This window comes from Variovorax sp. GW821-FHT09B01 (assembly GCF_059418345.1).
In genome coordinates, this window is sequence record NZ_JBWKPQ010000002.1 from 868,479 (window position 1) to 892,521 (window position 24,043).

General features: G+C 69.6%; 26 protein-coding genes. 10 read left to right on the forward strand and 16 right to left on the reverse strand.

The genetic code is table 11. The annotated features are described in order from the left end of the window. Positions 1 to 27: 27 nt before the first annotated feature. Positions 28 to 615, forward strand: a complete 588-nt coding sequence (locus AC07RV_RS11140; protein ID WP_296787655.1) for a hypothetical protein — start codon at positions 28 to 30, stop codon at positions 613 to 615. A 26-nt stretch (positions 616 to 641) separates the two neighbouring features. After that, positions 642 to 989, forward strand: a complete 348-nt coding sequence (locus AC07RV_RS11145) for a hypothetical protein (protein WP_296787653.1) — start codon at positions 642 to 644, stop codon at positions 987 to 989. A 79-nt stretch (positions 990 to 1,068) separates the two neighbouring features. Here the strand turns inward: AC07RV_RS11145 and AC07RV_RS11150 are convergent, their stop codons facing one another. The 11 genes from AC07RV_RS11150 to AC07RV_RS11200 form a co-directional block, all read right to left on the reverse strand. After that, complete coding sequence (locus AC07RV_RS11150; RefSeq protein WP_042579699.1) at positions 1,069 to 1,284, reverse strand: TOBE domain-containing protein; 216 nt, start codon at positions 1,282 to 1,284, stop codon at positions 1,069 to 1,071. A 60-nt stretch (positions 1,285 to 1,344) separates the two neighbouring features. Next, complete coding sequence (locus AC07RV_RS11155) at positions 1,345 to 1,941, reverse strand: malonic semialdehyde reductase (RefSeq protein WP_057593384.1); 597 nt, start codon at positions 1,939 to 1,941, stop codon at positions 1,345 to 1,347. 21 nt (positions 1,942 to 1,962) lie between these two features. Further along, positions 1,963 to 3,252, reverse strand: a complete 1,290-nt coding sequence (locus tag AC07RV_RS11160; protein ID WP_296787650.1) for an O-acetylhomoserine aminocarboxypropyltransferase/cysteine synthase family protein — start codon at positions 3,250 to 3,252, stop codon at positions 1,963 to 1,965. Between the two features lie 31 nt (positions 3,253 to 3,283). After that, positions 3,284 to 4,129, reverse strand: coding sequence for an ATP-binding cassette domain-containing protein (locus tag AC07RV_RS11165; RefSeq protein WP_296787648.1), 846 nt, complete (start codon positions 4,127 to 4,129; stop codon positions 3,284 to 3,286). Position 4,130: 1 nt separating this feature from the next. Continuing rightward, on the reverse strand, positions 4,131 to 5,117 hold the full coding sequence (locus AC07RV_RS11170) for an aliphatic sulfonate ABC transporter substrate-binding protein (RefSeq protein ID WP_296787646.1): 987 nt from the start codon (positions 5,115 to 5,117) through the stop codon (positions 4,131 to 4,133). 10 nt (positions 5,118 to 5,127) lie between these two features. Then, positions 5,128 to 5,976 (reverse strand): aliphatic sulfonate ABC transporter permease SsuC, encoded by an 849-nt coding sequence (gene ssuC / locus AC07RV_RS11175; RefSeq protein ID WP_296787644.1) that lies wholly within the window; start codon positions 5,974 to 5,976, stop codon positions 5,128 to 5,130. Positions 5,977 to 5,986: 10 nt separating this feature from the next. After that, on the reverse strand, positions 5,987 to 7,156 hold the full coding sequence (gene ssuD, locus AC07RV_RS11180) for an FMNH2-dependent alkanesulfonate monooxygenase (protein ID WP_296787642.1): 1,170 nt from the start codon (positions 7,154 to 7,156) through the stop codon (positions 5,987 to 5,989). Continuing rightward, positions 7,156 to 8,112: a sulfonate ABC transporter substrate-binding protein gene (locus AC07RV_RS11185; RefSeq protein WP_296787641.1), complete on the reverse strand. Its 957-nt coding sequence runs from the start codon at positions 8,110 to 8,112 to the stop codon at positions 7,156 to 7,158. Before AC07RV_RS11185 ends, ssuD begins: the two co-directional genes overlap by 1 nt. Before the next feature lie 38 nt (positions 8,113 to 8,150). Beyond that, positions 8,151 to 9,188 (reverse strand): sulfonate ABC transporter substrate-binding protein, encoded by a 1,038-nt coding sequence (locus AC07RV_RS11190; RefSeq protein ID WP_296787639.1) that lies wholly within the window; start codon positions 9,186 to 9,188, stop codon positions 8,151 to 8,153. A 129-nt stretch (positions 9,189 to 9,317) separates the two neighbouring features. Next, positions 9,318 to 9,902, reverse strand: a complete 585-nt coding sequence (gene ssuE, locus AC07RV_RS11195; protein ID WP_208513968.1) for an NADPH-dependent FMN reductase — start codon at positions 9,900 to 9,902, stop codon at positions 9,318 to 9,320. A 106-nt stretch (positions 9,903 to 10,008) separates the two neighbouring features. Then, positions 10,009 to 11,052: a sulfate ABC transporter substrate-binding protein gene (locus AC07RV_RS11200; protein WP_093342412.1), complete on the reverse strand. Its 1,044-nt coding sequence runs from the start codon at positions 11,050 to 11,052 to the stop codon at positions 10,009 to 10,011. 144 nt (positions 11,053 to 11,196) lie between these two features. On the opposite strand from AC07RV_RS11200, the gene AC07RV_RS11205 reads away from it, so the two are divergent. Further along, entirely contained in the window at positions 11,197 to 11,469 is a 273-nt protein-coding gene (locus tag AC07RV_RS11205) for an oxidative damage protection protein (protein WP_093341520.1), read from the forward strand. A gap of 19 nt (positions 11,470 to 11,488) precedes the next feature. Next, the gene (gene mnmC, locus AC07RV_RS11210; RefSeq protein ID WP_296787636.1) at positions 11,489 to 13,351 is read left to right on the forward strand and encodes a bifunctional tRNA (5-methylaminomethyl-2-thiouridine)(34)-methyltransferase MnmC2/FAD-dependent 5-carboxymethylaminomethyl-2-thiouridine(34) oxidoreductase MnmC1; all 1,863 of its coding nucleotides are present in this window, start codon (positions 11,489 to 11,491) and stop codon (positions 13,349 to 13,351) included. 6 nt (positions 13,352 to 13,357) lie between these two features. On the opposite strand, the gene AC07RV_RS11215 is transcribed toward mnmC, so the two are convergent. Beyond that, a complete protein-coding gene (locus AC07RV_RS11215) occupies positions 13,358 to 13,687 on the reverse strand; it encodes an antibiotic biosynthesis monooxygenase family protein (protein ID WP_296787634.1) in 330 nt (109 codons plus the stop codon). Between the two features lie 120 nt (positions 13,688 to 13,807). Between AC07RV_RS11215 and AC07RV_RS11220 the strand changes: the two genes are divergently transcribed. Next, the gene (locus tag AC07RV_RS11220; protein WP_093341516.1) at positions 13,808 to 14,710 is read left to right on the forward strand and encodes a transglutaminase family protein; all 903 of its coding nucleotides are present in this window, start codon (positions 13,808 to 13,810) and stop codon (positions 14,708 to 14,710) included. Positions 14,711 to 14,900: 190 nt separating this feature from the next. Beyond that, entirely contained in the window at positions 14,901 to 16,397 is a 1,497-nt protein-coding gene (locus AC07RV_RS11225; protein WP_296787631.1) for an alpha/beta hydrolase family protein, read from the forward strand. Positions 16,398 to 16,442: 45 nt separating this feature from the next. Here the strand turns inward: AC07RV_RS11225 and AC07RV_RS11230 are convergent, their stop codons facing one another. The 4 genes from AC07RV_RS11230 to AC07RV_RS11245 all read right to left on the reverse strand — a co-directional run bounded on the left by AC07RV_RS11230 (position 16,443) and on the right by AC07RV_RS11245 (position 21,045). Next, complete coding sequence (locus tag AC07RV_RS11230) at positions 16,443 to 17,645, reverse strand: glycerophosphodiester phosphodiesterase (protein ID WP_296787629.1); 1,203 nt, start codon at positions 17,643 to 17,645, stop codon at positions 16,443 to 16,445. A gap of 138 nt (positions 17,646 to 17,783) precedes the next feature. Next, complete coding sequence (locus tag AC07RV_RS11235) at positions 17,784 to 18,707, reverse strand: crotonase/enoyl-CoA hydratase family protein (protein WP_296787627.1); 924 nt, start codon at positions 18,705 to 18,707, stop codon at positions 17,784 to 17,786. A gap of 116 nt (positions 18,708 to 18,823) precedes the next feature. Further along, positions 18,824 to 20,317, reverse strand: a complete 1,494-nt coding sequence (locus AC07RV_RS11240; RefSeq protein WP_444689666.1) for a sensor histidine kinase — start codon at positions 20,315 to 20,317, stop codon at positions 18,824 to 18,826. After that, positions 20,314 to 21,045, reverse strand: a complete 732-nt coding sequence (locus AC07RV_RS11245) for a response regulator transcription factor (protein WP_093341507.1) — start codon at positions 21,043 to 21,045, stop codon at positions 20,314 to 20,316. The genes AC07RV_RS11240 and AC07RV_RS11245 overlap by 4 nt, the downstream gene beginning before the upstream one ends. A gap of 97 nt (positions 21,046 to 21,142) precedes the next feature. Here AC07RV_RS11245 and AC07RV_RS11250 point away from each other — a divergent pair, with 97 nt between their 5' ends. The 4 genes from AC07RV_RS11250 to msrA all read left to right on the forward strand — a co-directional run bounded on the left by AC07RV_RS11250 (position 21,143) and on the right by msrA (position 24,029). Next, a complete protein-coding gene (locus AC07RV_RS11250; protein WP_296787625.1) occupies positions 21,143 to 21,775 on the forward strand; it encodes a cytochrome b/b6 domain-containing protein in 633 nt (210 codons plus the stop codon). Positions 21,776 to 22,073: 298 nt separating this feature from the next. Beyond that, complete coding sequence (locus AC07RV_RS11255) at positions 22,074 to 22,865, forward strand: molybdopterin-dependent oxidoreductase (RefSeq protein ID WP_296787623.1); 792 nt, start codon at positions 22,074 to 22,076, stop codon at positions 22,863 to 22,865. 104 nt (positions 22,866 to 22,969) lie between these two features. Next, positions 22,970 to 23,221, forward strand: a complete 252-nt coding sequence (locus tag AC07RV_RS11260) for a pentapeptide MXKDX repeat protein (protein WP_093341501.1) — start codon at positions 22,970 to 22,972, stop codon at positions 23,219 to 23,221. 106 nt (positions 23,222 to 23,327) lie between these two features. Beyond that, complete coding sequence (gene msrA, locus AC07RV_RS11265) at positions 23,328 to 24,029, forward strand: peptide-methionine (S)-S-oxide reductase MsrA (RefSeq protein WP_296787621.1); 702 nt, start codon at positions 23,328 to 23,330, stop codon at positions 24,027 to 24,029. The last annotated feature ends 14 nt before the right edge of the window (positions 24,030 to 24,043 follow it).

The following is a 24,043-nucleotide window of genomic DNA, read 5'->3' on the forward strand; positions in this document are numbered from 1 at the left end:
CCCGCCCACCGCTTCGGGAGTGCATTCATGCAACGCAGATCCCTCTGGCCCCTGGCCCCGCTGGCCCTGCTCTCGGGCATCGTCGGGCTGCCCGGCGGCGTGTTCGCCGCGCGCGCGATGGCGAACATCGCCTACGTCGTGGCCGGCCCCGATGGTGTCTTCTACGCCCGATGCATACCCGACTCCGACACGGGCGACGCCGGGACGACCACGGTCTACCGCGTGCGCAAGACCGGCGACGAAGCCATCGACCGCTATCCCTGGTTCAACCCGGGCCGCCTGCTGCTGGCGTGGAGCCCGATCGCGGGCCAAGTCGCGCTGATGCGGCTCGACCGCGAGCTGGAGCCGTCGTCCGCGGGCCCACGGGCCGCGTTCGGCTTCTATCTCGGCGGCCGGCTGCTGAAGACCTGGACCACGCGCGAGCTGCTCGCGCTGGGCGCCGAATTCGGGCCCACCTACGAGGTGCCCTCGGGACGCGCCGGTTACAAGGTGCTCGGCGCGCGCCAGCAGGGACTGACAAACGATTACGTCTTCGTGATCCGGATCGGCGAGACCGAGCACGCCTTCGATATCCTGACGGGCCTGCCCTGGCGTGCCAGCAGGACCACCTCCTGAACCCCGACGACCTCCTCCCCCGACGCATGCGCAGATTCCTCTCGACCACCCTCGCCCTGGCCGCCGGCTGCACCGCCGCCGCCCTCGCCTGGGCCGACGAACCCAAGCTCCCGGTGAAGACCGACGACGGCACCATCCTCTACGTCGCACCCAAGATCGCGCCCACCGAGAAATCGGCCGACACCCTCGGCGCGACCATCGGCGTGCAACGCCCCAGCGGCGCCGCGGCCTACGGCGGCATGGACACCTCGGGCTCGCGCCCGATCTACTCGGTGGGCGGCAGCACGGGCGGCAACACCTCGTTCTCGGCCGGCGTCGAATCCGATGGCAAGCAGAACAACGGCGTGAAGGCCGGCATCACGATCAAGTACTGAGTCGCGCCGACGAAAAAAAGCCCGACGCCATCGCTGGCGCCGGGCCGAGGGGGAATGCGCCACGCGCACTCCAGGGGACTCAGAGCTTGGCGATCGACACTTCGGTGGACTTCACCAGCGCGACGACGTCGGAGCCGACCTTGAGCTGCAGCTCGTCGATCGAGCGCGTGGTGATGACCGAGGTCACGATGCCCCAGGCGGTCTCGACATCGACTTCGGAGACGACGTCGCCGCGGATGATCTCGCGGACCTTGCCCTTGAACTGGTTGCGCACGTTGATGGCTTGGATGGACATGATGGTTCCCTTTGGTTGGATGGTGTGGATGGATGGATCGGTGAAGGAAGAACGTGGCGCTCAGGCGATCTCGGCCACGTCGTCGAACGCGAGCCGGGGCCCGCGCTCGAAGGTGCCGGCATGGTCGGCCACGCCGAGGTTGACGAGGAAGTTGGCGCGCCAGCGGCCGTCGGGGAAGAAGGCCTTGTCGACCAGCTCGGCGTTGAAGCCCGACTGCGGCCCGGCATCAAGGCCGAGCGCGCGCGCCGCGAGGATCAGGTAGGCGCCCTGCAGGCTGCTGTTGCGGAACGCCGTGGCCTGCGCCGCCTCGGCGCTCTTCTCGAAGAAGGGCTTGGCGTCGTAGGCCGGGAACAGCACCGGCAGGTGGTCGTAGAAGCGCGTGTCGTGCGCCACGATCACGGTCACGCCCGCGGCCAGCGTCTGCGCGGTGTTGCCCGACGACAGGGCGGGCTTGAGCCTGGCCTTGGCCTCCTCGCTGCGCACGAACACGTAGCGCGCGGGCTGGGCGTTGTAGGCCGTCGGGCCCCACTTCAGCAGTTCGTAGAGCTGGCGGATGGTCTCGTCGCTCACGGGCACCGGCTTGAAGGCATGCACGGTGCGCGCCTTGCGGAACAGCTGGTCGAGCGCGGCGTCGGGAATGGATTGCAGTGTTGTCATGGTTTTGCTTTCTCCCCTGCTTCAGGCCGAGGCCGCGGCCAGCGCTTGGTCGAGGTCGGCGCGCAGGTCGTCGATGTGCTCGATGCCGACCGACAGGCGCACGGTCTCCTCGCTCACGCCGGCGCGCGCGAGTTCCTCGGGCGAGAGCTGGCGGTGCGTGGTCGAGGCCGGATGGGTGGCAAGCGAGCGCACGTCGCCGATGTTGACGAGGCGCGTGAACAGCTTGAGCGCGTCGAGGAACTTCGCGCCCGCCTCGCGGCCGCCCTCGATGCCGAAGGTCAGCACGCCGCTGGCCTTGCCGCCCAGGTACTTCTGCGCCAGCGCATGGTCGGGATGGTCCTCGAGCGCCGCGTAGTTGACCCACTTCACCGACTTGTTCGCCTTCAGGTGCCGTGCCACGGCCAGCGCGTTGTCGCTGATGCGCTCCACGCGCAGCGACAGCGTCTCGATGCCCTGCAGGATCAGGAAGGCGTTGAACGGCGAGATCGCCGCACCCGTGTTGCGCAGCGGCACCACGCGTGCGCGGCCGATGTAGGCGGCCGGGCCGAGCGCGTCGGTGTAGACCACGCCGTGGTAGCTCACGTCGGGTTCGTTCAGGCGCTTGAAGCGCTGCTTGTGCTGCGCCCACGGGAACTTGCCCGAATCGACGATCGCGCCGCCGATGCTGGTGCCGTGGCCGCCGAGGTACTTGGTCAGCGAATGCACCACGATGTCGGCGCCATGCTCGATCGGCCGGCTCAGGTACGGCGAGGGCACGGTGTTGTCGACGATCAGCGGCACGCCATGGTGATGCGCGATCTCGGCGATGGCCGCGATGTCGGTCACGTTGCCGGCCGGGTTGCCGAGCGACTCGACGAACACCGCCTTGGTCTTCTCGTCGAACAGCTTCTCGAAGCTCTTCGGATCGCGGTGGTCGGCGAAGCGCGTCGTGATGCCGAACTGCGGCAGCGTGTGGGCGAACAGGTTGTAGGTGCCGCCGTAGAGCGCCGTGCTGCTGATGATGTTGTCGCCGGCTTCCGCGATGGTCTGGATCGCGTAGGTCACGGCCGCTTGGCCCGAGGCCAGCGCCAGCGCGGCGATGCCGCCCTCGAGCGCGGCGATGCGCTGCTCGAGCACGTCCTGCGTCGGGTTGTTGATGCGAGTGTAGATGTTGCCCGGCACCTTGAGGTCGAACAGGTCGGCGCCGTGCTGCGCGCTGTCGAAGGCGTAGGCCACCGTCTGGTAGATCGGCGGCGCCACGGCGCGCGTGGTCGGGTCGGGCGAATAGCCGGCGTGCACCGACAGGGTCTCGAATTTCCAGTGTTGCGACATGCGAAGCCTTTCAGATGGGAGGAAGGAACGCTCAGATCGCCCAGCGCAGTTCGTGCGCGGGCTTGCCGAGCCAGCTTGCTTCGGTGCCGCCTTCAGCCTCTTCGGTTGCCCCGGGCTTTTGCAGCACCCTGTCGAGGATGCGTTTTTCGATGGCCGCGAAGGCCGGGTCGCCCTGCGAGCGCGGACGCGCCAGGGCGATGTTCTCGTCGAGCGCGATGCGCCCGTCTTCGATCAGGATCACGCGGTCGGCCAGCGCCACCGCTTCCTGCACGTCGTGCGTGACCAGCAGCGCGGTGAAGCGGTGGCGCTGCCACAGGTTCTCGATCAGCCGGTGCATCTCGATGCGCGTGAGCGCGTCGAGCGCACCCAGCGGCTCGTCGAGCAGCAGCAGCCGCGGGTGGTGCACCAGCGCGCGCGCCAGGGCCACGCGCTGGCGCTGGCCGCCCGACAGGCGTGCCGGCCATTCGTTCTCGCGATCGGCCAGGCCGACATGCGCCAGCACCTCCTTGCCGCGCGCCCTGGCGTCCTTCGACAGGCCCAGCGTCACGTTGTCGAGCACGCGGCGCCAGGGCAGCAGGCGCGCCTCCTGGAACATGATCCGGGTGTCGTCGTGCAGGCCGCTGACCGGCTTGCCGTCGGTGTAGAGCGCGCCGGACGAGGCCTCCTCGAGGCCGGCGATCAGGCGCAGCAGCGTGCTCTTGCCGCAGCCGCTGCGGCCCACGATGGCGATGAACTGGCCCGGCTCGATCGCGAGCTGCGTGTTGCGCAGCACCTCGCGTTCGCCGTAGCGCTTGTGCAGGCCGCGCACTTCCAGGCGCACGCCGCCGGGAATCGCCAGCGGCGCGTCGTTCTGCGGTCGGTCGAGGACGGCACTCATCTCAGGCTCCAGGCTTGAACAGCGCCACGTCGAGCGCATTGATCTTCTTGGGCAGCAGCTTCTCGGCCAGGAAGGCGTCGGCGATGCGCTGCTGCTCGCCGAGCACCTCGGGCACCACCGGCCGCACCGCATAGCTGCGGCGGCCGTTGGCCTGCTCGATGGTGGCGGCGTCGAGGCCCCACACGGGCGACAGCAGCGCGGCCGCCTCCCTGGGGTTCTGCTTGACCCACCTGCCGGTCTTCTCGAGCTCGGCATAGACCACGCGCAGCACGTCGGGCCGCGCCTTCGCGAACTTGGTGCTCGCGAGGTAGTAGCGCTGGTAGGACGCGATGCCCGCGCCGTCGGCCAGCACGCGCACCTTCGACTGGCGTTGCGCGGCGGCGAGGAACGGGTCCCACACCACCCAGGCGTCGATCGCGCCCTTCTCGAACGCGGCGCGGCCGTCGGCCGGCGTCAGGTAGGCGGGCTCTATGTCCTTGAACGAGAGGCCGGCCTTGTCGAGCGCGGCGATCAGCAGGTAGTGCGCGCCGGCCGCCTTGGCGAAGCCGACCTTCTTGCCCTTGAGATCGGCCACGGTCCTGAGCGGCGAGTCCTCGCGCACCAGGATCGCCTGCGCCGCGGGCGACGGCGCTTCCTGCGCGATGAAGGTCAGCTCGGCACCGGCCGCCTGCGCGAACACCGGCACGGTGTCGGCCACGTCGGCGCTGATGTCGAGGTTGTCGAGGTTCAGCGCCTCGAGCAGCGGCAGGCCGCTGGTGAACTCGTGCCAGCTCAGGGTGGCGTTGAGCGGCGCGAGCTGCTTCTCGAGCACGCCCTGCGCCTTGAGTACCGCGATCAGCGTCGAGGACTTCTGGTAGCCCAGGCGCACGGTGGCAGGCCGCGCGGCCGTGCCCTGCGCGAAGGCGGCGGGCGCGCCCGTCAGGCCGAGCACGCCGGCTGCGCCGAGCGTCGCGATCGCCTGGCGGCGGGAGATGGTCGTGTGCGTCATTCCCCTGCCCTCACTTCGCCGTCTTCTTCTGGTAGCCCGGATGCCAGCGCAACCACCACTGCTCGAGGCCGCGCGCGAACAGGTCGGCCAGCTTGCCGAGCAGCGCGTACAGCAGGATGCCCACCAGCACGATGTCGGTCTGCAGGAACTCGCGTGCGTTCATCGTCAGGTAGCCGATGCCGGCCTGCGCCGAGATGGTCTCGGCCACGATCAGGATCACCCACATCAGGCCCAGCGAGAAGCGCAGGCCGACCAGGATCGAGGACAGCGCGCCCGGCAGGATCACCTCGCGATAGAGCTGCCAGCGCGTGAGGCCGTAGGTGCGGCCCATCTCGATCAGCTGCGGATCGACGTTGCGGATGCCGTGGAAGGTGTTGAGGTAGATCGGGAAGAACACCGACACCGAGATCAGGAACAGCTTGGCCGACTCGTCGATGCCGAACCACAGGATGACCAGCGGGATCAGCGCCAGCGCGGGGATGTTGCGCACCATCTGGATGGTGGAGTCGAGCAGCGTCTCGAAGAACTTCACCGAGCCCGTGAGCAGGCCCAGCGCCAGCCCGGCGCCGCCGCCGATGGCCAGCCCCGCGAGCGCGCGGCCCGCGCTGACCTTCACGTGCGTCCACAGCTCGCCCGACACCGTGAGGTTCCATGCGGCCTTCACCACGTCGACCGGCGCCGGCAGCACGCGGGTGCTGAGCCAGCCCAGCGACGACGCGATCTGCCACACCACGATCAGCCCCACGGGCACCAGCCACGGCACCAGCCGCCTGGCGACATTGAGGCCGAAGCCCCGCAGCGCGGAGCCCGCGCCCTCGGCCGGCGCGACCGCCGGCAGTTCCTGAACCTGTTCCGTCATGGCATGTCCTTCAGCTTTGCGAGACGAGGCGCGAAGGCGCGTCGAGGTTGGCGACGACCTCGCCGAAAGGCCCGCTCAGCGAGCCGCCGGCCAGCCGGGCCTTGGCCTTGCGCGAGAGCAGCGGGAACACCAGCTCGGCGAAGCGGTAGGCCTCCTCGAGGTGCGGGTAGCCCGAGAGAATGAAGCGGTCGAGCCCGAGCGCGGCGTATTCCTCGATGCGCGCGGCCACGGTCTTGGCGTCGCCGACCAGCGCCGTGCCGGCACCGCCGCGCACCAGCCCCACGCCGGCCCAGAGGTTGGGCGCGATCTCGAGTTCGGCGCGCGTGCGCCTGGCGCCGCCCGCATGCAGCGCGGCCATGCGGCGCTGGCCTTCGGAGTCCATGCGCGCGAAGGCGGCCTGGGCGCGGATCACGGTCTCGTCGTCGACGCGGCTGATCAGGTCCTCGGCGGCCTGCCAGGCGGCCTCCTCGGTCTCGCGCACGATCACGTGCAGGCGGATGCCGAACTGCACCTGGCGGCCCTGGCGCTCGGCGCGCGCACGCACGTCGCCGAGCTTCTTCGCCACCTCGGCCGGCGGTTCGCCCCACGTGAGGTAGGCATCGACCTGCTCGGCCGCGAGCTCGTGGGCCGCGGCCGACGAGCCGCCGAACCACACCGGCGGATGCGGTTTCTGCACCGGCGGATAGAGCAGCTTGGCGCCCTTCACGCTCAGGTGCTTGCCCTCGTAGTCGAAGGCCTGGCCGTCGTGGCTGCGCGCCAGGATCTCGCGCCAGATGCGGATGAACTCGGCCGACTGCTCGTAGCGCGCGGCATGGTCGAGGTAGACGCCGTCGCCCTCGAGCTCGGCCTGGTCGCCGCCGGTCACGAGGTTCACCAGCAGGCGTCCGTTCGAGAGCCGGTCGAAGGTCGCGGCCATGCGCGCGGCCAGGCTGGGCTGGTGCAGGCCGGGCCGCACCGCGACCAGGAACTTGAGCTTCTTCGTCGCGCCGATCAGGCTCGAGGCGATCACCCACGGGTCCTCGCACGAGCGGCCGGTCGGGATCAGCACGCCTTCGTAGCCGAGGTGATCGGCCGCGCCCGCGATCTGCTGCAGGTAGTCGAGGTCGACCGGGCGCGCGCCTTCGCTGGTGCCGAGGTAGCGGCTGTCGCCGTGCGTGGGCAGGAACCAGAAGATCTGCATCACGCGATCCCCGTGGCGGCTTCGAGCACGTTGATCTTCTTCGGGATCAGTTTGAGCTCGAAGAAGGTGTCGGCGATCTTCTGCTGCTCGCCGAGGATGGCCTTGGTGATCGGCGTGGTGCCGTAGGCGGTGCGCGCCACCGTGAGGTCGGCCACCGGCTTGGGCAGGCCCCACAGCGCGGCCAGTTCGGTCGCGAGTTCGCCGCGGTTGGCCGAGCCCCAGGCGTCGACCTTGTTGAGTTCCTCGATCGCGATCGCCACCACGTCGGCGTTCTTCGCGGCGTAATCGAGCGACGAGAAGTAGTAGGCGCGGTTGCCCACCACGCCGGTGGCGTCGGCCAGCACGCGTGCCTCGAGCGTCTTCTCGGCCGCAGCCAGGAACGGGTCCCAGATGACCCAGGCGTCGATCGAGCCCTTCTCGAAGGCCGCGCGCGCATCGGCCGGCGGCAGGTAGACCAGGTTCAGGTCGGCATACGACAGGCCGTGCTTCTCGAACAGCTTGACGATGAAGTAGTGGACGTTCGAGCCCTTGTTGAGCGCGATCTTCTTGCCCTTGAGTTCGGCCACGCTCTTGATGGCCGAGCCCTTGGGCACCAGCACCGCTTCCGACTGCGGACGCGGCACCGTGGCACCCACGTAGGCCAGCGGCGCGCCGGCGGCCTGCGCGAAGATCGGCGGCGCCTCGCCCACGTCGCCGAAGTCGATCGAGCCGACGTTCAGCGCCTCGAGCTGCACCGGGCCGGCCGTGAACTCGGTCCACTTGAGGCTCACGCCCAGCGGCGCGAGGCGCTTCTCGAGCGTGCCGCGGCCCTTGAGGATGTTGAGCAGGCCCTTCTGGTTGCCGATGCGGAACTGGCGCGCCGGCGCCTGCGCCAGCGCACCGAAGGCGGACGGCAGCGCGATGGCGGCGGCGGCGCCCTGCAGCAGGCGGCGGCGCGGGAGGGAGATGGTGGTCATGGCTGGTGTGGCTTGCGAAAGATGAAGGGGACCGGTGCTCAGGGCTGGGCCGCGACGACGGCCTCGCTGACCTTGATCGGCTTCGGAATCAGCTTGAGCGCGTAGAAGGTGTCGGCGATGCGCTGCTGGTCGGCGGCGACCTCGGGCGTGATCGGCTTCACGTTGAACTCGTAGCGGCGCAGCGCGAGCTCGACCACGTCGACCGGCAGGCCCTGCAGCGGCGCGATCAGCTCGGCCGCCTGGCGCAGGTTCTTCTTGAGCCAGATGCCCTGGGCCACCGAGTCCTCGAACAGGGCCTCGATCACCTTCGGGTTGTTCTTCACGAAGCCGCGCTCGCCGAGGTAGTACTGGTAGTTGCTGACCACGCCCGGCGTGCCGTCGGCGAGCACGCGCGCGCCGGTGGCCTTCTCGGCCGCGGCCTGGAACGGATCCCAGATCACCCAGGCGTCGACGTTCTTGCTCTCGAAGGCGGCGCGGCCATCGGCCGGTGCCAGGTACACAGGCTGGATGTCGCTGAACTTCAGGCCGTTCTTCTCGAGCTGCTTCACGAGCAGGTAGTGCACGTTGCTGCCCTTGTTGAGCGCGACCTTCCTGCCCTTGAGGTCGGCCACCGACTGGATCGGCGAATCCCTGGTGACCAGGATCGCCTCGGCGCGCGGCGCGGCCGGGTCGTAGCCGAAGTAGACGAACTTGGCGCCCGCGGCCTGCGCGAAGATCGGCGGCGCCTCGCCCACGTAGCCGACGTCGACGGCGCCGACGTTCAGGCCCTCGAGCAGTTGCGGGCCGGCCGGGAACTCGACCCACTTCACGCCCACGCCCAGCGGCGCGAGGCGCTTCTCGAGCGAGCCCTGTGCCTTCTGCAGCACGAACAGGCTGGCCGACTTCTGGTAGCCGATGCGCAGCTCCTTGGCGGCGCCGGCCTTGCCCTGCGCATGCGCGGAGGTGGCGGACAGGAAGCTCACGATCAGTGCGATCGCGGCGACCACGACGATGCTGACGGCGAGGTCGCGCAATGCGCGCCAGAGCGAGCGCGGCGGCACGTCGAGCACGGAGTCTTCGGTGGCAACGGGGTTCATGCGGGATGGTCCTTGGACTGAATCGAAACTGGAGGCGAAGCCATCCCCGCGCGGTGCACAGCGCCGCGTTCGGAAGGGTCGGGAATGGGATGAAGCGGTGTGGGCGGCCGGGCCGTGCGCCGGCCGGCTTCAGACGCTACATCGCACGCGCGAGAACGGCACCGGCTCGAAGCCGTGTGTCGCCGGCAGCTTCAGCCCCTCGGTTGCCAGCACCTCGACGGCCTCGTTGAGCCGCTCCGCCAGGTCGTTGTGCACCTGGTAGGCGTTCTCGGGCGTCAGCGCGATCTGCGAATCGCTCGCGTAGACGCCCGGCAGGATGTGGCGCGCCGACAGCGACTGCAGCACGGGCCGCAGCGCGTAGTCGAGCGCGAGCATGTGGTGCGGGCTGCCGCCGGTGGCCAGCGGCAGCACCGTCTTGCCCTTGAGCGCGTTCTGCGCCAGCAGGTCGAGGAAGACCTTGAGCACGCCGCTGTAGGCGGCCTTGTAGACCGGCGTGGCCACCACGATGGCGCGGGCCCGCGTCACCTGGGCGATGGCCTGCACGATGGCCGGATGGTTCCAGTCCGCCAGCAGCAGCGCCTGCGCCGGCAGGTCGCGGATCGCGAGCCGTTCGATCTGCGCATGGCGCCGCGCCAGGCGCTCGGCCACCGCGTCGAGCAAGGCGGTGGAGCGCGAGGGCGCCGAGGGGCTGCCGGCAATCAGGAGAACGGACACGGAAGGCTTTCGGGTGGCGGTATCGGAAGGGTCGAAGCGAACCGGTCCCTGGCATCCGCCGCAGCGGGCGCCATCGGGGTCGGTCGCCGCGGGGCGAATGCCGCGCTTACTTCTGCTTGGCGGTGTAGATCTGGTCGAACGAGGCGCCGTCGGCGAAGTGGTCTTTGTCGGCCTTGCCCCAGCCGCCGAAGGCCTGGTCGATGGTCACCAGCGTCAGCTTGGGGAACTGCTTCTCGTACTTGGCCTTCGCCTTGTCCGAGGTCGGACGGTAGAAGTTGCGGCCCGCGATGTCCTGGCCTTCGTCGGAATACAGGTACTTCAGGTATTCCTCGGCCACGGCGCGCGTGCCCTTCTTGTCGACCACCTTGTCGACCACCGCCACGGTGGGCTCGGCCAGGATGGAGATCGACGGCACCACGATCTCGAACTTCTCGGGGCCGAATTCCTTCAGCGCCAGGAAGGCTTCGTTCTCCCAGGCCAGCAGCACGTCGCCCACGCCGCGCTGGACGAAGGTGATGGTCGAGCCGCGCGCGCCGGTGTCGAGCACGGGCACGTTCTTGAACAGGTTGCCCACGTATTCCTTGGCCTTGGCATCGCCGCCGTACTTGCGCTTGGCGAATTCCCAGGCCGCGAGGTAGTTCCAGCGGGCGCCGCCCGAGGTCTTGGGGTTGGGGGTGATCACCTGCACGCCGGGCTTGACCAGGTCGTCCCAGTCCTTCAGGCCCTTGGGGTTGCCCTTCTTCACCAGGAACACGATGGTCGAGGTGTAGGGCGCCGAGTTGTGCGGCAGGCGCTTCTGCCAGTCGGCCTTGAGCAGGCCGCCATGGGTCACCAGCGCGTCGACGTCGCCGCCGAGGGCCAGCGTGGCCACGTCGGCGTCGATGCCGTCGATGATCGAGCGGGCCTGCTTGCCCGAGCCGCCGTGCGACTGCTTGATCGTCACGTCCTGGCCGGTCTTGCCCTTCCAGTACTTGGCGAAGGCCTGGTTGTAGTCCACGTACAGCTCGCGCGTGGGGTCGTAGGAGACGTTCAGCAGCGTCACCGGACCGGCGGCGCTGCCCTGGGCGAACGCCGGCAGCGCCGACAGGGCCATGGCGCCGGCCACGCCGGCACCGAGGGAAAGCTTGATAAAGTCGCGGCGGAGGCTCATGGTGTCGTTCTCGAATGGCATATCAATGAAGCTGCGTATTCTCAATACGACATATAGGAACTGGAACGACCAAGTTTTCAGTTCTAAATAGCTAAATCAACTAAGAGCAGCTTTTTCGCGCTCCCCCACCCAAAGGCAATCGACATGGCACGCATGATTCAGTGCATCAAGCTCGGCAAGGAAGCCGAAGGGCTCGACTTCCCGCCCTACCCCGGCGAACTCGGCAAGCGCATCTGGGAGAGCGTCAGCAAGGAAGCCTGGGCCGCCTGGCTCAAGCAGCAGACCATGCTGGTGAACGAGAACCGCCTGAACCTCGCCGACCAGCGCGCCCGCCAGTACCTGGCACGCCAGATGGAGAAGCACTTCTTCGGCGAGGGCGCCGACGTCGCCCAGGGCTACGTCCCGCCGTCGGCCTGAGGCCGCGCACCTACTTGCAGTGACGGCCGAACCGGTCGCCTGGCGCACGGACGGCACACCGCACAGCGAGCGCTTCGGCGACATCTATCACACGGAGGCCGGCGCGCTCGCGCAGTCGCGCCACGTCTTCCTCGGCGGCTGCGGCCTGCCGGCCGCCTGGGCCGGCCAGCCGCAGTGGCGCATTCTCGAAACCGGCTTCGGGCTGGGGCTCAACTTCCTCGCGACCTGGGCCGCATGGCGCGCCGATCCGGCACGCCCGCGGCTGCTTCACTTCGTCTCGATCGAGGCCTGGCCGGTCGCGGCCGAAAGCCTGCTGCGCGCCGCCGGCGCCTATGAGGAACTCGCGCCGCTCGCACGCGAGCTGGCCGCGCGCTGGCACGGCCTGCTGCCGGGCTTCCATCGGCTGGCCTTCGACGACGGCCGGGTGCTGCTCACGCTCTGCGTGGGCGAGGTGCAGCCCATGCTGCGCGCCCAGCGCTTCGAGGCCGAGAGCCTGTACCTCGACGGCTTCAGCCCGCAGTGCAATCCCGAGATGTGGTCGCCCGAGACGCTGAAGGCGCTCTCGCGCTTCGCGCGCCAGGGCACCCTGCTCGGCACCTGGACCTATGCGCGCGCCGTGCGCGACGCGCTGGCGCAGAACGGCTTCCAGCTCGAACGCCGGCCCGGCCTGCCGCCCAAGCGCGACTGCCTGGGCGCGCGCTTCGCGCCGGCCTGGACCGTGCGCCGGCGCGAGCCGCTGCCCGAGACCGTCGAAGCGCCGGGCCGCTGCGCCGTGATCGGCGCCGGCCTCGCGGGCGCGGCCGTGGCAGCCAGCCTCGCGCGGCGCGGCTGGCAGGTCGAGGTGCTCGACGCCGCCGCGCGGCCGGCCGAAGGCGCTTCGGGCCTGCCCGTGGGGCTGCTCGCGCCCCATGTGTCGCCCGACGACGCCCTGCTTTCGCGGCTCACGCGCGCCGGCATCCGCGCCACCTGGAACGAACTGGCGCAGCGCCTCGAAGAAGGCCGCGACTGGCGCGGCACCGGCACGCTGGAGCGCCGGCCCGATGGCGATGTGCGCATGCCCACGGGCTGGCAGGCCGACGGGCCCAACGAATCCTGGCCCGCGAGCGCCGCGCAGCTCGCGGCCGCGGGCCTGCCGCCCGAAGCGCCCGCGCTGTGGCATGCGCGTGCCGCCTGGGTGCGGCCGCGTGCGCTGGTCGAGGCCTGGCTGCGCGAGCCCGGCATCGCGTTCCGCGGCGGCTGCCGCGTCGAGCGGCTGGAGCGCGATGCGGCCACCGGCGGCTGGCGCCTGCTGGCCGAAGACGGCCGCGTGCTGGCCGAGGCCGACCGTGTGGTGGTCGCAATGGGCCACGGCTCGGGCCTGCTGGCGCCGCGCCTGCCGCTGCAGCCGGTGCGCGGCCAAGTCGCCTGGGGCCGGAGCGACGCGGCCGCGCTGCCCGCCGCGCCGGTGAACGGCGACGGCCACCTGATCGCCGGCGTGCCCGAACCCGATGGCGGCGCGCCGCTGTGGCTGGCCGGCGCCACCTTCGACCGCGACAGCCATGACCTCGCGCCGCGCGACAGCGACGCCGAGGCCGTGCGCGAACGCGCCACTCGGCTGCATCCGCCCAGCGCCGAATCGATCGACCAGGCCTTCGCACGCGGCGAGGCCCAGGCCTGGGTTGGCGTGCGCTGCGCCTCGGGCGACCGCCGGCCGCTGGTCGGGCCGCTCGGCGATGCGCCCGAAGACAAGGGCCTGTGGGCCTGCACGGCGCTAGGCTCGCGCGGGCTCAGCTTCGCCGCGCTGTGCGCCGAACTGCTGGCCGCGCAGTGGCATGGCGAGCCCTTGCCGCTGCCGGCGGCGCTGGCCAAGGCGCTCGATACGCGGCGCACCGCGCGGCCCTGAGGGCCGCTACGCGGCGTCGAGCGCGGGCAGCAGGTGGTCGATGCGGCCGTCGCCGTAGCTGCGCACCACCTCCGAGATCACCACCCGGTAGCCATCGAGCCAGTTCGCCTGCGCCGCCTTGGCCTTCAGATGGGAAGGGTGCGTCATCAGCGCCTGCAGCGCCTCGAGCGAGCGCCAGTAGTAGACGTTCGACACCAGCCCGTTGGCGCTGTTCTCCCAGCTCTCCTCGCCCAGGTAGCCGGGCAGCGCGCGGGCGGCCTCGGCGATCGCCTGGTCGAGCCGGTGGAAGGCGTCGTCGAACTGGCGGGTGGCGAAGATGAAAGTCGATGCGTACATGGTCCTCCATGGGCGAACGGTGCGGCCACGCGGGCCGAAGGGGCGCGGATTATGCGGCAGTCCTGCCTGTCCCATCACCGCGGACATGTCCGGCGACACACGAACGCAGGAGAATGCCCCATGCCCAGCACCCAGTACGACATCCGCCACACCACGATCTACCGCTACAACGAGCCGGTCAGCTTCGGGCTGCACCGCGTGATGTTCCGGCCACGCGACAGCCACGACCTGCGCGTGCTGGCCACCGACCTGCAGGTGAGCCCGTCGGCCCACACGCGGCTGATCCAGGACCCGCACTCCAACTCGGTGGCGCTGGTGCAGCCGATGGGCGAAGCGACCGAGCTGCGCATCGTCTGCGCCTTCACCATCGAGACCGTGCCCGCGGCCACGCAGGACCAGCTCGCGATCGACCCGGCCGCGGAGTTCCTGCCCTTCGCCTATTCGGTGCAGGACCGGCTCGACCTCGAGCACTACCTGCGCCCGCACCACGACGACCCCGACGGCACGCTGATCCGCTGGGCCCACCAGTTCCTGCACACCGACAAGCCCAACAGCACGCGCGAGGTGCTCACGCGCATGAACGCCCACATCGGCCAGAGCCTCGAGTACCTGGCGCGCGACGAGGAAGGCACGCAGACGCCGCTCGAGACGCTGGCGCTGGGCAGCGGCAGCTGCCGCGACTACGCGCTGCTGATGATGGAGGCGGTGCGCCGCCTGGGCATCGCCACGCGCTTCGTCTCGGGCTACATCTACGACGCCGCGCTCGACAGCACGGTGCAGGCCAAGGGCGAGGCCATGACCGGCGCCGGCACCACCCACGCCTGGCTGCAGGCCTACCTGCCGGGCGCGGGCTGGGTCGCGTTCGACCCGACCAACAACCTCATGGGCAGCGGCCAGTTGATCCGCGTCGGCGTGACGCGCGACCCGGCCCAGGGCGCGCCGATCTCGGGCAGCTGGTACGGCCCGGCCGAGGCCTACGAAGGCCTCGAGGCCACGGTGACGGTCACGCGCCGGCGCAACTGAGCGCGCCGCGCGCGGCGCCGCTGTCGCGCAGGCGATAGCGGCTACGGGAAAGCCCCCACCGTTTGCAGGGGCGGCGCCTCTACGCTGCGCCGCCGGTCCGCAAGAAAAGCACGGTCGTGCCAGCCTCATGGGCACCTCCGGACGAAGGCGGCCGGCATTCCTCGCCCCCAGAAAACGGAGACAACGAACCATGCATTCCGCGCGCCTCAAGCTCATCGTCATCGCCGCCAGCATCGCCGCCGCTTCCTGCGGCGGCGGAGGCGGCGGTGGGGCCATTTTCCCGATCGTGCCGCCCGCGCCCGCCCCCGCGCCGCCGGCACCGCCCCCGCCGCCCCCCGCGCCCGAGGAGCGCCGCGCGCAGGACGACCGCAATTCCTTCGCGCCGGCCGATGCCGCGGCCACCACCTTCACGGCGCTGGCCGCCGCGGCCGGCGACACGGTCGACAACGCGACCACCAGCCGCTGGGCCGGCGTGCTCGGCGGCGCGGCCTACCGCGTGGAGGTGCCGGCCAACTGGAACGGCAAGCTCGTGATGTATGCGCACGGCTATGCCGGCGAAGGCAACGTGCTCGCGGTCAGCAATCCCTCGATCCGCCGCTACCTGATCCAGAACGGCTATGCCTGGGCCGCCTCGAGCTACAGCAAGAACTTCTACGACGTGCGCGTGGGCGTGGAAGACACCAACGCGCTGGCGCTGGAGTTCAACAAGATCGCCAAGGCCAACGGCCGCGAGCTCGCCGCGCCCTCGAAGATCTACATCACGGGCCACTCGATGGGCGGCCACATCACGGCCGCGGCGATCGAGGACGAGGCCTATGCCACGGCCAACCACAAGGTGCGCTACAACGGCGCGGTGCCGATGTGCGGCGTGGTCGGCGACACCGAGCTGTTCGACTACTTCGCGGGCGCGCAGGTCACGGCGCAGGCGCTGGCGGGACTGCCGAAGTACCCGACGGTGAACTGGTCGGACATCTCCGCGCAGGTGACCGGCACGCTCTACACCAGCTTCCCGGGCGCGCCCACGGCCACCGGCCTGAAGTTCGCCTCGGTGGTCGAGAACCTCACGGGCGGCAAGCGTCCCATGTTCGACCTCGGCTTCACCGCGGGCGGCTCCTTCGCCGCGGTATGGGGCGTGTTCGGCAGCGACGGCACGGTCAACGGCATCCTCAACAAGAACACGCTCGACACCAACCGCTTCACCTACACCATCGAGGGCGACACCGCGGGCTCGACCGCGCTCAATGCCTCGGTCATCAAGCTCACCGCCGCGGCCGATGCCAACCGGCTGCGCCGCGACGGCCTGCGCTGGATCCCGAAGGCCAACGGCGAGTTCAAGATCCCGGTGGTGAGCCTGCACACGCTCGGCGATCTCTACGTGCCCTTCAGCATGGAGCAGATCTACAACAAGCGCGTCGCGGCCAAGGGCAACGCCAGCTGGCTGGTGCAGCGCGCGGTGCGCGGCATCTCGCACTGTGACTTCACGCTGGCCGAGCAGGTCGAGGCCTTCGACGCGATGATCAAGTGGGAGCGCGACGGCGTGAAGCCCGCGGGCGACAACGTGGTGACCGCGGCGACGGTGGCCGATCCGAAGTACGGCTGCACCTTCACACGGCCGCTGGGCACGGTGGACGAAAGCGGCACCAGCCAGCTGACGCGGCCCGGCGCCGCCGCCGCGCGTCCCTGCTGACGTGCATCGAACGGGAACCGCCCGCGCGGCGGTTCCCGCCCGCCTTCAGCGCTTCTGCGCGCTGTAGGCCTTCACCACCGGCACCGCGGTCGCGGCGCTGTCGACGAACAGCCCGTCGATCCCGGCATCGAGGAAAGCGGTGATCTCCGCCGCCGTGTCGCCGTGCACGGTGCCGTCGGCCTTGGGCTCCTTCTTGAGGCTGTCGGGCAGGAAGGCGTTCTCGGGCCGGACCGTGTAGATGTGGACGAACAGCTTTTTGTCGTGCGCATCCTTCACCAGCGTGGTGGGCGTGCCCAGCTTGCCGGCCACCACCGGGATCACGCGCGACTTGTCGGGACCGATGCCCTGCGCATAGGTCGCGATCTCGGCCAGGCCCTCGGGCTTCACGAGGTCGGCATAGGTGCGCTTGTCGCCGAGCGCCACGAGGTCGTAGGGCGCGCCCGAGCCGCCGATCAGCTGCACGATCTTCACCGTGCTGCGCAGGCGCACGTCCTTCAGGTTGCCGGTCTCGAAGGACTGCACGAACACCGGCGCCTCGGCCTTGTTCAGGCCGTGCTTCTGCAGCGTGTCGAGCAGCTTGTTCTCGAGCGGCAGGCCGATCGAGCGGAAGTAGGTCGGGTGCTTGGTCTCGGGATAGATGCCGATGGTGCGGCCCTTGGCCTGCGACTGCGCCTTCGCGAGCTCGATCACCTCGTCGAGCGTGGGCACATGGAACTGGTCGTTGAACGACACGTTGGCCGGGCGCTGCGCCGGAATGCGCTCGCGCGCGCGCAGCTCCTTGAGCTCGGCCAGCGTGAAGTCCTCGGTGAACCAGCCGATGACCTGGCGGCCGTCGATGGTCTTGGTGGTCTTGCGGCTCGCGAACTTCGGCACGTCCATCACGTTGGTGGTGGCTTCGAGCACGTTCCCGCCGGCGTCGACGATGGCGATCGCGTTCTCGTGGCGCGCCACCAGCTCGCCGTCCCTGGTCGGCACGAGGTCGGGTTCGATGAAGTCGGCGCCGTCGTCGATGGCCTGCTGGTACGAGGCCAGCGTGTGTTCGGGCCGCTGGGCCGGTTCGCCGCGGTGCCCGATCACGAGCGCGGCGGGCACGGGGGCCGGCGCGGGCGGCGGCGGTGCCGGCGGCGCGGGGGCCGGTGCGGGCGGCAGGATCGGGAAGACGGCGTTGCCGCCGCCTCCGCCGCAAGCGCTCATGAGCGCGCAGGCGCTGACCGCCAGGGCGATCCTGGCCAGGGAAAATGACTGCATGGGAGACCCTCTCTCTCGCTGTGTGGCTGGTACGGATTCGTCGCCACCCGCCGCGCGTTGTTATGGGTTCTTGGCGGGCGTCGGATCATTGCGAGGCCATGTGTCTGCGCCGTGACATGCACGGCCCCCGCGCCTCGCTCAGGAGCGCGCGGCCAGCTTCGCCTCGAGCGCGGCGATCAGCGCCCTCGCCTCGTCGCCTTCGGGGATGTCGCGCCCGCTGTCGCGCCACTGCACCGCGCTCTTGAAGCCCTCGGCCTCGGCCTGGCGGCGGAACCACATGCCCTCGGGGTTGTGGCGCGTGATGCCGTCGAACACGGTGGCGAACATCTGGCTCTGCTCGAGTCCCATCGAGTGCCAGACCTGGTTGACCACCAGCTTGTGCATCATCAGGTGCGAGCGCGGCACACCCGCGATGCGCAGCGCCAGCTTCAGCGTGGCGGCGTCGAGCTCATCGGCCGGCACCGCGAAGTTGGCGAGGCCCCAGTCGGCCGCGTGCGCGCCGTCGATGGTGTCGCCGGTGAACATCAGCTGCTTGGCGCGCAGCGCGCCGAGCCGGTAGGTCCACATGGCCGTGGTCGGGCAGCCCCACACGCGCGTGGGCATGTAGCCGATGCGCGCATCGTCGGCCATGGTCAGCAGGTCGCAGCACAGCGCGATGTCGCTGCCGCCGGCCACCGCGTAGCCATGCACCTTGGCGATGGTCGGCTTGGTGCAGCGCCACAGCGCCATGAAGTCGTCGGTGTTGCGCTTCATCGCGGCGTAGTCGAGCATCGGGTCCCAGGGCGTCTTCTCCTGCCGGCACGGATGCTCGCCCTGCCCCTCGCGGCCGTGGCCCTCGGCATAGTCGCCGAGGTCGTAGCCGGCGCAGAAGGCGCGGCCCGCGCCCTCGACCACGATCACGTGCACCGCGTCCTCGGCCTGCGCCCACTCCACCGCATGGCGGATGTCGGTGGGCGTGGTCTCGGCGATGGCGTTGAGCTTCTCGGGGCGGTTGAGCACGAGGCGCGCGATGCGCGGATGCTGCGGGTCCTGGTCGATGACGACGGTGCGGAAGTCGGGCATGGGCGGTGTCTCCTGGGTGGATCGTCGGGCACAGGTCGACGTGCCTGCATCCCGCATCCGCTTGTAGCATCGGCCGCCGCGCGCGCAACCGGCGCTTGCACCGATGCGCCCCGTGCTCAGGCGCCCGAGAGCCGGAAGCGGAACACTGCGCCGCGCCCCGCCTGCGGCACCAAGCGGATGTCGCTGCCATGCAGCTGCAGGATGCGCTGCACGAACACCAACCCCAGCCCGCCGCCGGCCGAGCCATCGCTGCGCACGCTGCCGGTGAACGCCGGGCGTTTGAACAGGCCGGGCTGCAGCTCGCGCGGAATGCCGGGCCCGGTGTCGCTGACCTGCACCGTCACGCCCGTGCCCTCGTCGCCGGTGGCCGCCCGCAGCTGCACCACGATCTCGCCGCCGGCCGGCGTGTGGCGGATCGCGTTGTCGAGCAGGTTGGTCAGCACGCGCTCGATCATCCCGAGGTCGGCCGACACCACCGGCAGGCCCGGCGCGATGTCGGGACGCAGCTTCTGCTGCCGCGACTCGGCCGCGAGCTCGAACTTCTGGAACACGTCCTGCACCAGGTCGGCCAGCGCGAAGCTCTCCTTCTCGGGCTTGACCACGCCGTACTCGAGCCGCGCCAGCTCGAACAGCTCCTGCGCGAGCCGCCCCACCTTGCGGCTCTGGTCGAGCGCGATGTCGAGGTAGCGGCGGCGCTCCTCCTCGTCGAGCGTGCCGGCCTTCAGCCGCAGGGTCTCGAGGTAGCCGTGCAGCGAGGTCAGCGGCGTGCGCAGGTCGTGCGAGACGTTGGCGAACAGCTCGCGCCGCTGCTGGTCCTGCAAGGTGAGCTCGCGCCACTGCTCGGCGATGCGCCGCGTCATCTGCGCGAAGGCCTGTGCCAGCAAGGCGATCTCGCCGCCGCCGCGCGCGATGCGCTCCAGCGTCGGCGCCTGGCCCTCGATCGCATCGATGCCCTCGGTCTCGAAGCGCCGCACCGCGGCCGTGAGCTCGCGCAGCGGCCGCGTGATGAGCCAGAACGCGGCCGTGCCCGCGACCAGCCCGAGCAGCGCCACCAGCCCCATCGACCACAGCGTGGTGCGCAGCGCGTTGTCGGCCGCCACGTGCGCGGCGAGCGCATCGTGGTCCTCGCCCTGCAGCACGACGTAGACATAGCCGGCGTCGCGGCCGTCCATGCGCAGCGGCGCGGCGCTGAAGACCTTGGCGGTCTGCAGGTTGCGCGGATCGTCGCCGAGGATCGGCATCGGCGCGCCGGCCAGCAGGCGCCGCACGGGCGCGAGGTCGACGCGATCGCGCTTGAGGTGTCCCTCGGGCGCGGCCTGGGCCTCGATGCGGCCGTCGAGCGCGAGCAGGTAGACCTCGACGCTGGGGTTGACGGCCATCAGCTGGTCGAACAGCCGCTTGACCGCGGCCGGGTCGAGCCCGCCCGGGCGCATCAACTCGGCGTTCTCGGCGATGTGCGCGGCCAGGCCGCCCGACAGGCGCTGGATCACCTCCTGCTCGTGACGCCCGTTCGCGCGCACCTGCAGCCAGGCCGAGGCGCCGCAGCACACCAGCAGCAGCAGCGCGAACACCAGCGACAGCCGGCGCGAGAGCGTGGCCCAGCCCATCATGCGGCGCCCTCGTCCTTGCCATCGGCCGTGGCCGAGAGCTTGTAGCCGCGGCCCCAGACGGTGAGGATTCGCCGCGGCGCGGCCGGGTCGGCCTCGACCTTGGTGCGCAGCCGGTTGATGTGGGTGTTGACGGTGTGCTCGTAGCCGTCATGCTGGTAGCCCCAGACCTGGTTGAGCAGGTCGAGCCGCGAGAACACCTTGCCCGGGTGGCGCGCGAAGAAGTACAGCAGGTCGAACTCGCGCGGCGTGAGCTCGATGGGCTTGCCGTCCACGCGCACCTCGCGTGCGAGCGGCTCGATCTCGAGGTTGCCGAGCGCGAGGCTGCCCGACTCCAGCCGCGCATTGCGCGCCAGCGCATCGGTGCGGCGGATCAGCGCCTTCACGCGCGCCACCAGCTCGAGCACCGAGAAGGGCTTGGCCAGATAGTCGTCGGCGCCGAGCTCGAGGCCGAGGATGCGGTGCACCTCGCTCGAGCGCGCGCTGATGATGATGATCGGGGTGTAACGTGCCATGGCGCGTGCGCGGCGGCAGATCTCGAGCCCGTCGATGCCGGGCAGCATGAGGTCGAGCACCAGCGCGTCCCACTGGCCGCGCTCCAGTTCACGCAGGCCCGCGTGCCCATCGGCCGCATGCACCACCGCATAGCCTTCGTCGCGCAGGTGCATGCGCAGCAATTCGGCGATATGGGCGTCGTCTTCGACCAGCAGCACGCGCTTGGGGGTGTCCATGGCGCCGATTGTCCCGCGATACGGATTCCCGAGTTATCACGATTCTTTGAACTTTGCGTGATGAATCGGCCAGGGGGTGGGCCCAAGAATCCGCTCCATGAACAGCACCGCCCTCGCCACCCCGGACAGCCGTCCCATCCATCCGCTGTGGATGCGCATCACGCATTGGCTCAACGCGCTCGCGGTGCTGGTGCTGGTGACGAGCGGCTGGCGCATCTACGACGCGGCCCCCTTCCTGCCGTTCCGCATCCCGACCGAGATCACGCTCGGCGGCTGGCTCGGCGGCGCGCTGCAATGGCACTTCGCGGCGATGTGGCTGCTGGTGTTCAACGGCTTCGTCTACCTGGCGCTCAACATCGCAAGCGGACGGCTGGCCACCAAGTTCTTTCCGGTCACGCCCGCCGGTGTGTGGCACGACGCGCTGTCGGCGCTCAAGGGGCGGCTCTCGCATGCCGATCCGCGCCGCTACAACAACGTGCAGCGGCTGGCCTATCTGTTCGTGATGCTCGACATCGTGGTGATCGTGCTGTCGGGGCTGGTGCTCTGGAAGTCGGTGCAGTTCGCTGTGTTGCGTGATCTGTTGGGTGGCTACGAGTTCGCACGGCGCATTCACTTCTTCGGGATGGCCTCTTTGGTTGCCTTTGTCGTGGTGCATCTGGTGATGGTGGCGCTGGTTCCGCGCACCTTGCTCGCCATGGTTTGGGGCCGTTCTTCTCGGGGTCCGAAATGAACGCCCTGGCTCTTGATGTGCTGCGTTCGGGGTGGGCTCACGCCGACGGGGTACTCCCCTCCGCGAATGTCCCCCGGCCTGCGGCCTCCTCCTTTATTTCGCTGCGGGGAGTACCCCATCGACGTGCGCCTGGGACGCGCCGGTCGAACCGGTTGCACAACTGCTGCGCCCACGTGCACAGGGCAGTGGGTGCTTCCCGCAGCGAAATAAAGGAGGAGCCGAAGGCGGGGGACATTCGCGGAGGGAAGTACCCGCTGTCCTGTGCACGCGCCCCGACCCCCAACAACCAAAGCCAGACATGAGAATCTTCAAAGCCCCCAAGATGACCGGCGTCGACAGCGAAGCAGTGGTCCAGGAAGCCCGAGCATTGATCGCGAAGAAGGTGGAGCACCCCGCACGCCGCGCCTTCCTGCAACGCTCATTGACCCTGGGTGGCCTGTCGCTGCTCACAGGCTGCAGCATCAGCGACGACAGCCACGTCGAAGCCGCGCTCTCGAAGATCTCGCGCATCAACGACAAGGTGCAGGGCCTGATCTTCAGCCCCACGCAACTCGCCGAGACCTATCCCGCCTCGATGATCACGCGGCCGTTTCCGTTCAATGCCTACTACGGCGAGGACGAGGTCCGCGAGGTCGACGGGGAAAGCTACCGGCTCGAGGTGACCGGCCTGGTCGCCGACAAGCGCCGCTGGACCCTGCCCGAGTTGCGCGCCATGCCGCAGCACGAGCAGATCACACGCCATATCTGCGTGGAAGGCTGGAGCGCCATCGGCCGCTGGGGCGGCGTGCGCTTCGCCGATTTTCTGCGCCATGTCGGCGCCGACACCACCGCGCGCTACGTCGGCTTCAAGTGCGCCGACGACTACTACACCAGCATCGACATGGCGACTGCGCTGCATCCGCAGACCCTGCTGGCGCTGACCTACGACGGCGAGGTGCTGCCGCCGAAGTATGGCTTTCCGATGAAGCTGCGGATGCCCACCAAGCTTGGCTACAAGAACCCCAAGCATATCCAGGCGATGTTCGTCAGCAATACCTATTCAGGTGGCTACTGGGAAGACCAGGGCTACAACTGGTTCGGAGGGAGCTGAGTCGTCGCCCGCGACGATTCGACTGCCGATGAAAGCGCGAGGCCGTGTTCCTCGACGAACCGCGCCTCTCTTGAAAAGTGAAACTCAACCCGAAAGACTTCCCAATGAACAAGCTCAGCGCAACCCTGCTCGCCACCTGCCTGGCCTTTGCCGGCGCCTCCGCCTTTGCCGCCGACGAGATGGCCAAGGATGGCATGGCCAAGGACTCGATGTCCAAGGACGCCATGAAGAAGGATTCGATGGCGAAGGACTCCATGTCGAAAGACGGCATGAAGAAGGACTCGATGGCCAAAGACTCCATGTCCAAGGATGGCATGAAGAAGGATGCCATGGGCAAGGACGAGATGAAGAAGTAGGAAAAGGACGCCCGAACCGGACGCGGCATTGACGGCCGCCGGAATCGGCGGCAATGTCGCCTCCGGCGGCCGCGCCCGCGCGGCAACCTCCCCTCAAGGACCACCCATGAAATCCCTCGCATTCACCGCCGCCACCCTCGCCGCCGCGGCCCTGGTCTGGCATGCCGTGCCCTCCTCGGCCGAACCGGCGCGCCGCGTGCCCGCTCCCACCGCCGACCTCGTGGCACCACCCGCCGCTAAGACCGAAACCGCCGTCTTCGCGGGCGGCTGCTTCTGGGGCGTGCAGGGCGTGTTCCAGCGCGTGCAGGGCGTGAGCAACGCCGTCTCGGGCTATGCGGGTGGCGATGCGAAGACCGCCAAGTACGACGAGGTCGGCTCGGGCCGCACCGGCCATGCCGAATCGGTGCGCATCACCTACGACCCCAAGCAGATCAGCTACGGCAAGCTGTTGCAGATCTATTTCTCGGTCGCGCACGACCCGACCGAGCTCAACCGCCAGGGCCCCGACACCGGCACTCAGTACCGCTCCACCGTGTTCGCCGAGAACGCCGAGCAGGCGCGCATCGCGAAGGCCTACATCGCCCAGTTGAACCAGGCCAGGACCTTCGGCAAGCCGCTCGCCACAACCATCGAGACGGGCAAGCCCTTCTACGCCGCCGAGGACTACCACCAGGACTTCCTCACCAAGCACCCGGACCACGGCTACATCGTCGTTAACGACTGGCCGAAGATCGACGATCTGAAGAAGCTCTTTCCCGAGAGCTATCGCTCGGCGCCGGCGCTGGTGAGCGCGGCGAAGGCGAGCTGACGGCAGTCGGCCAC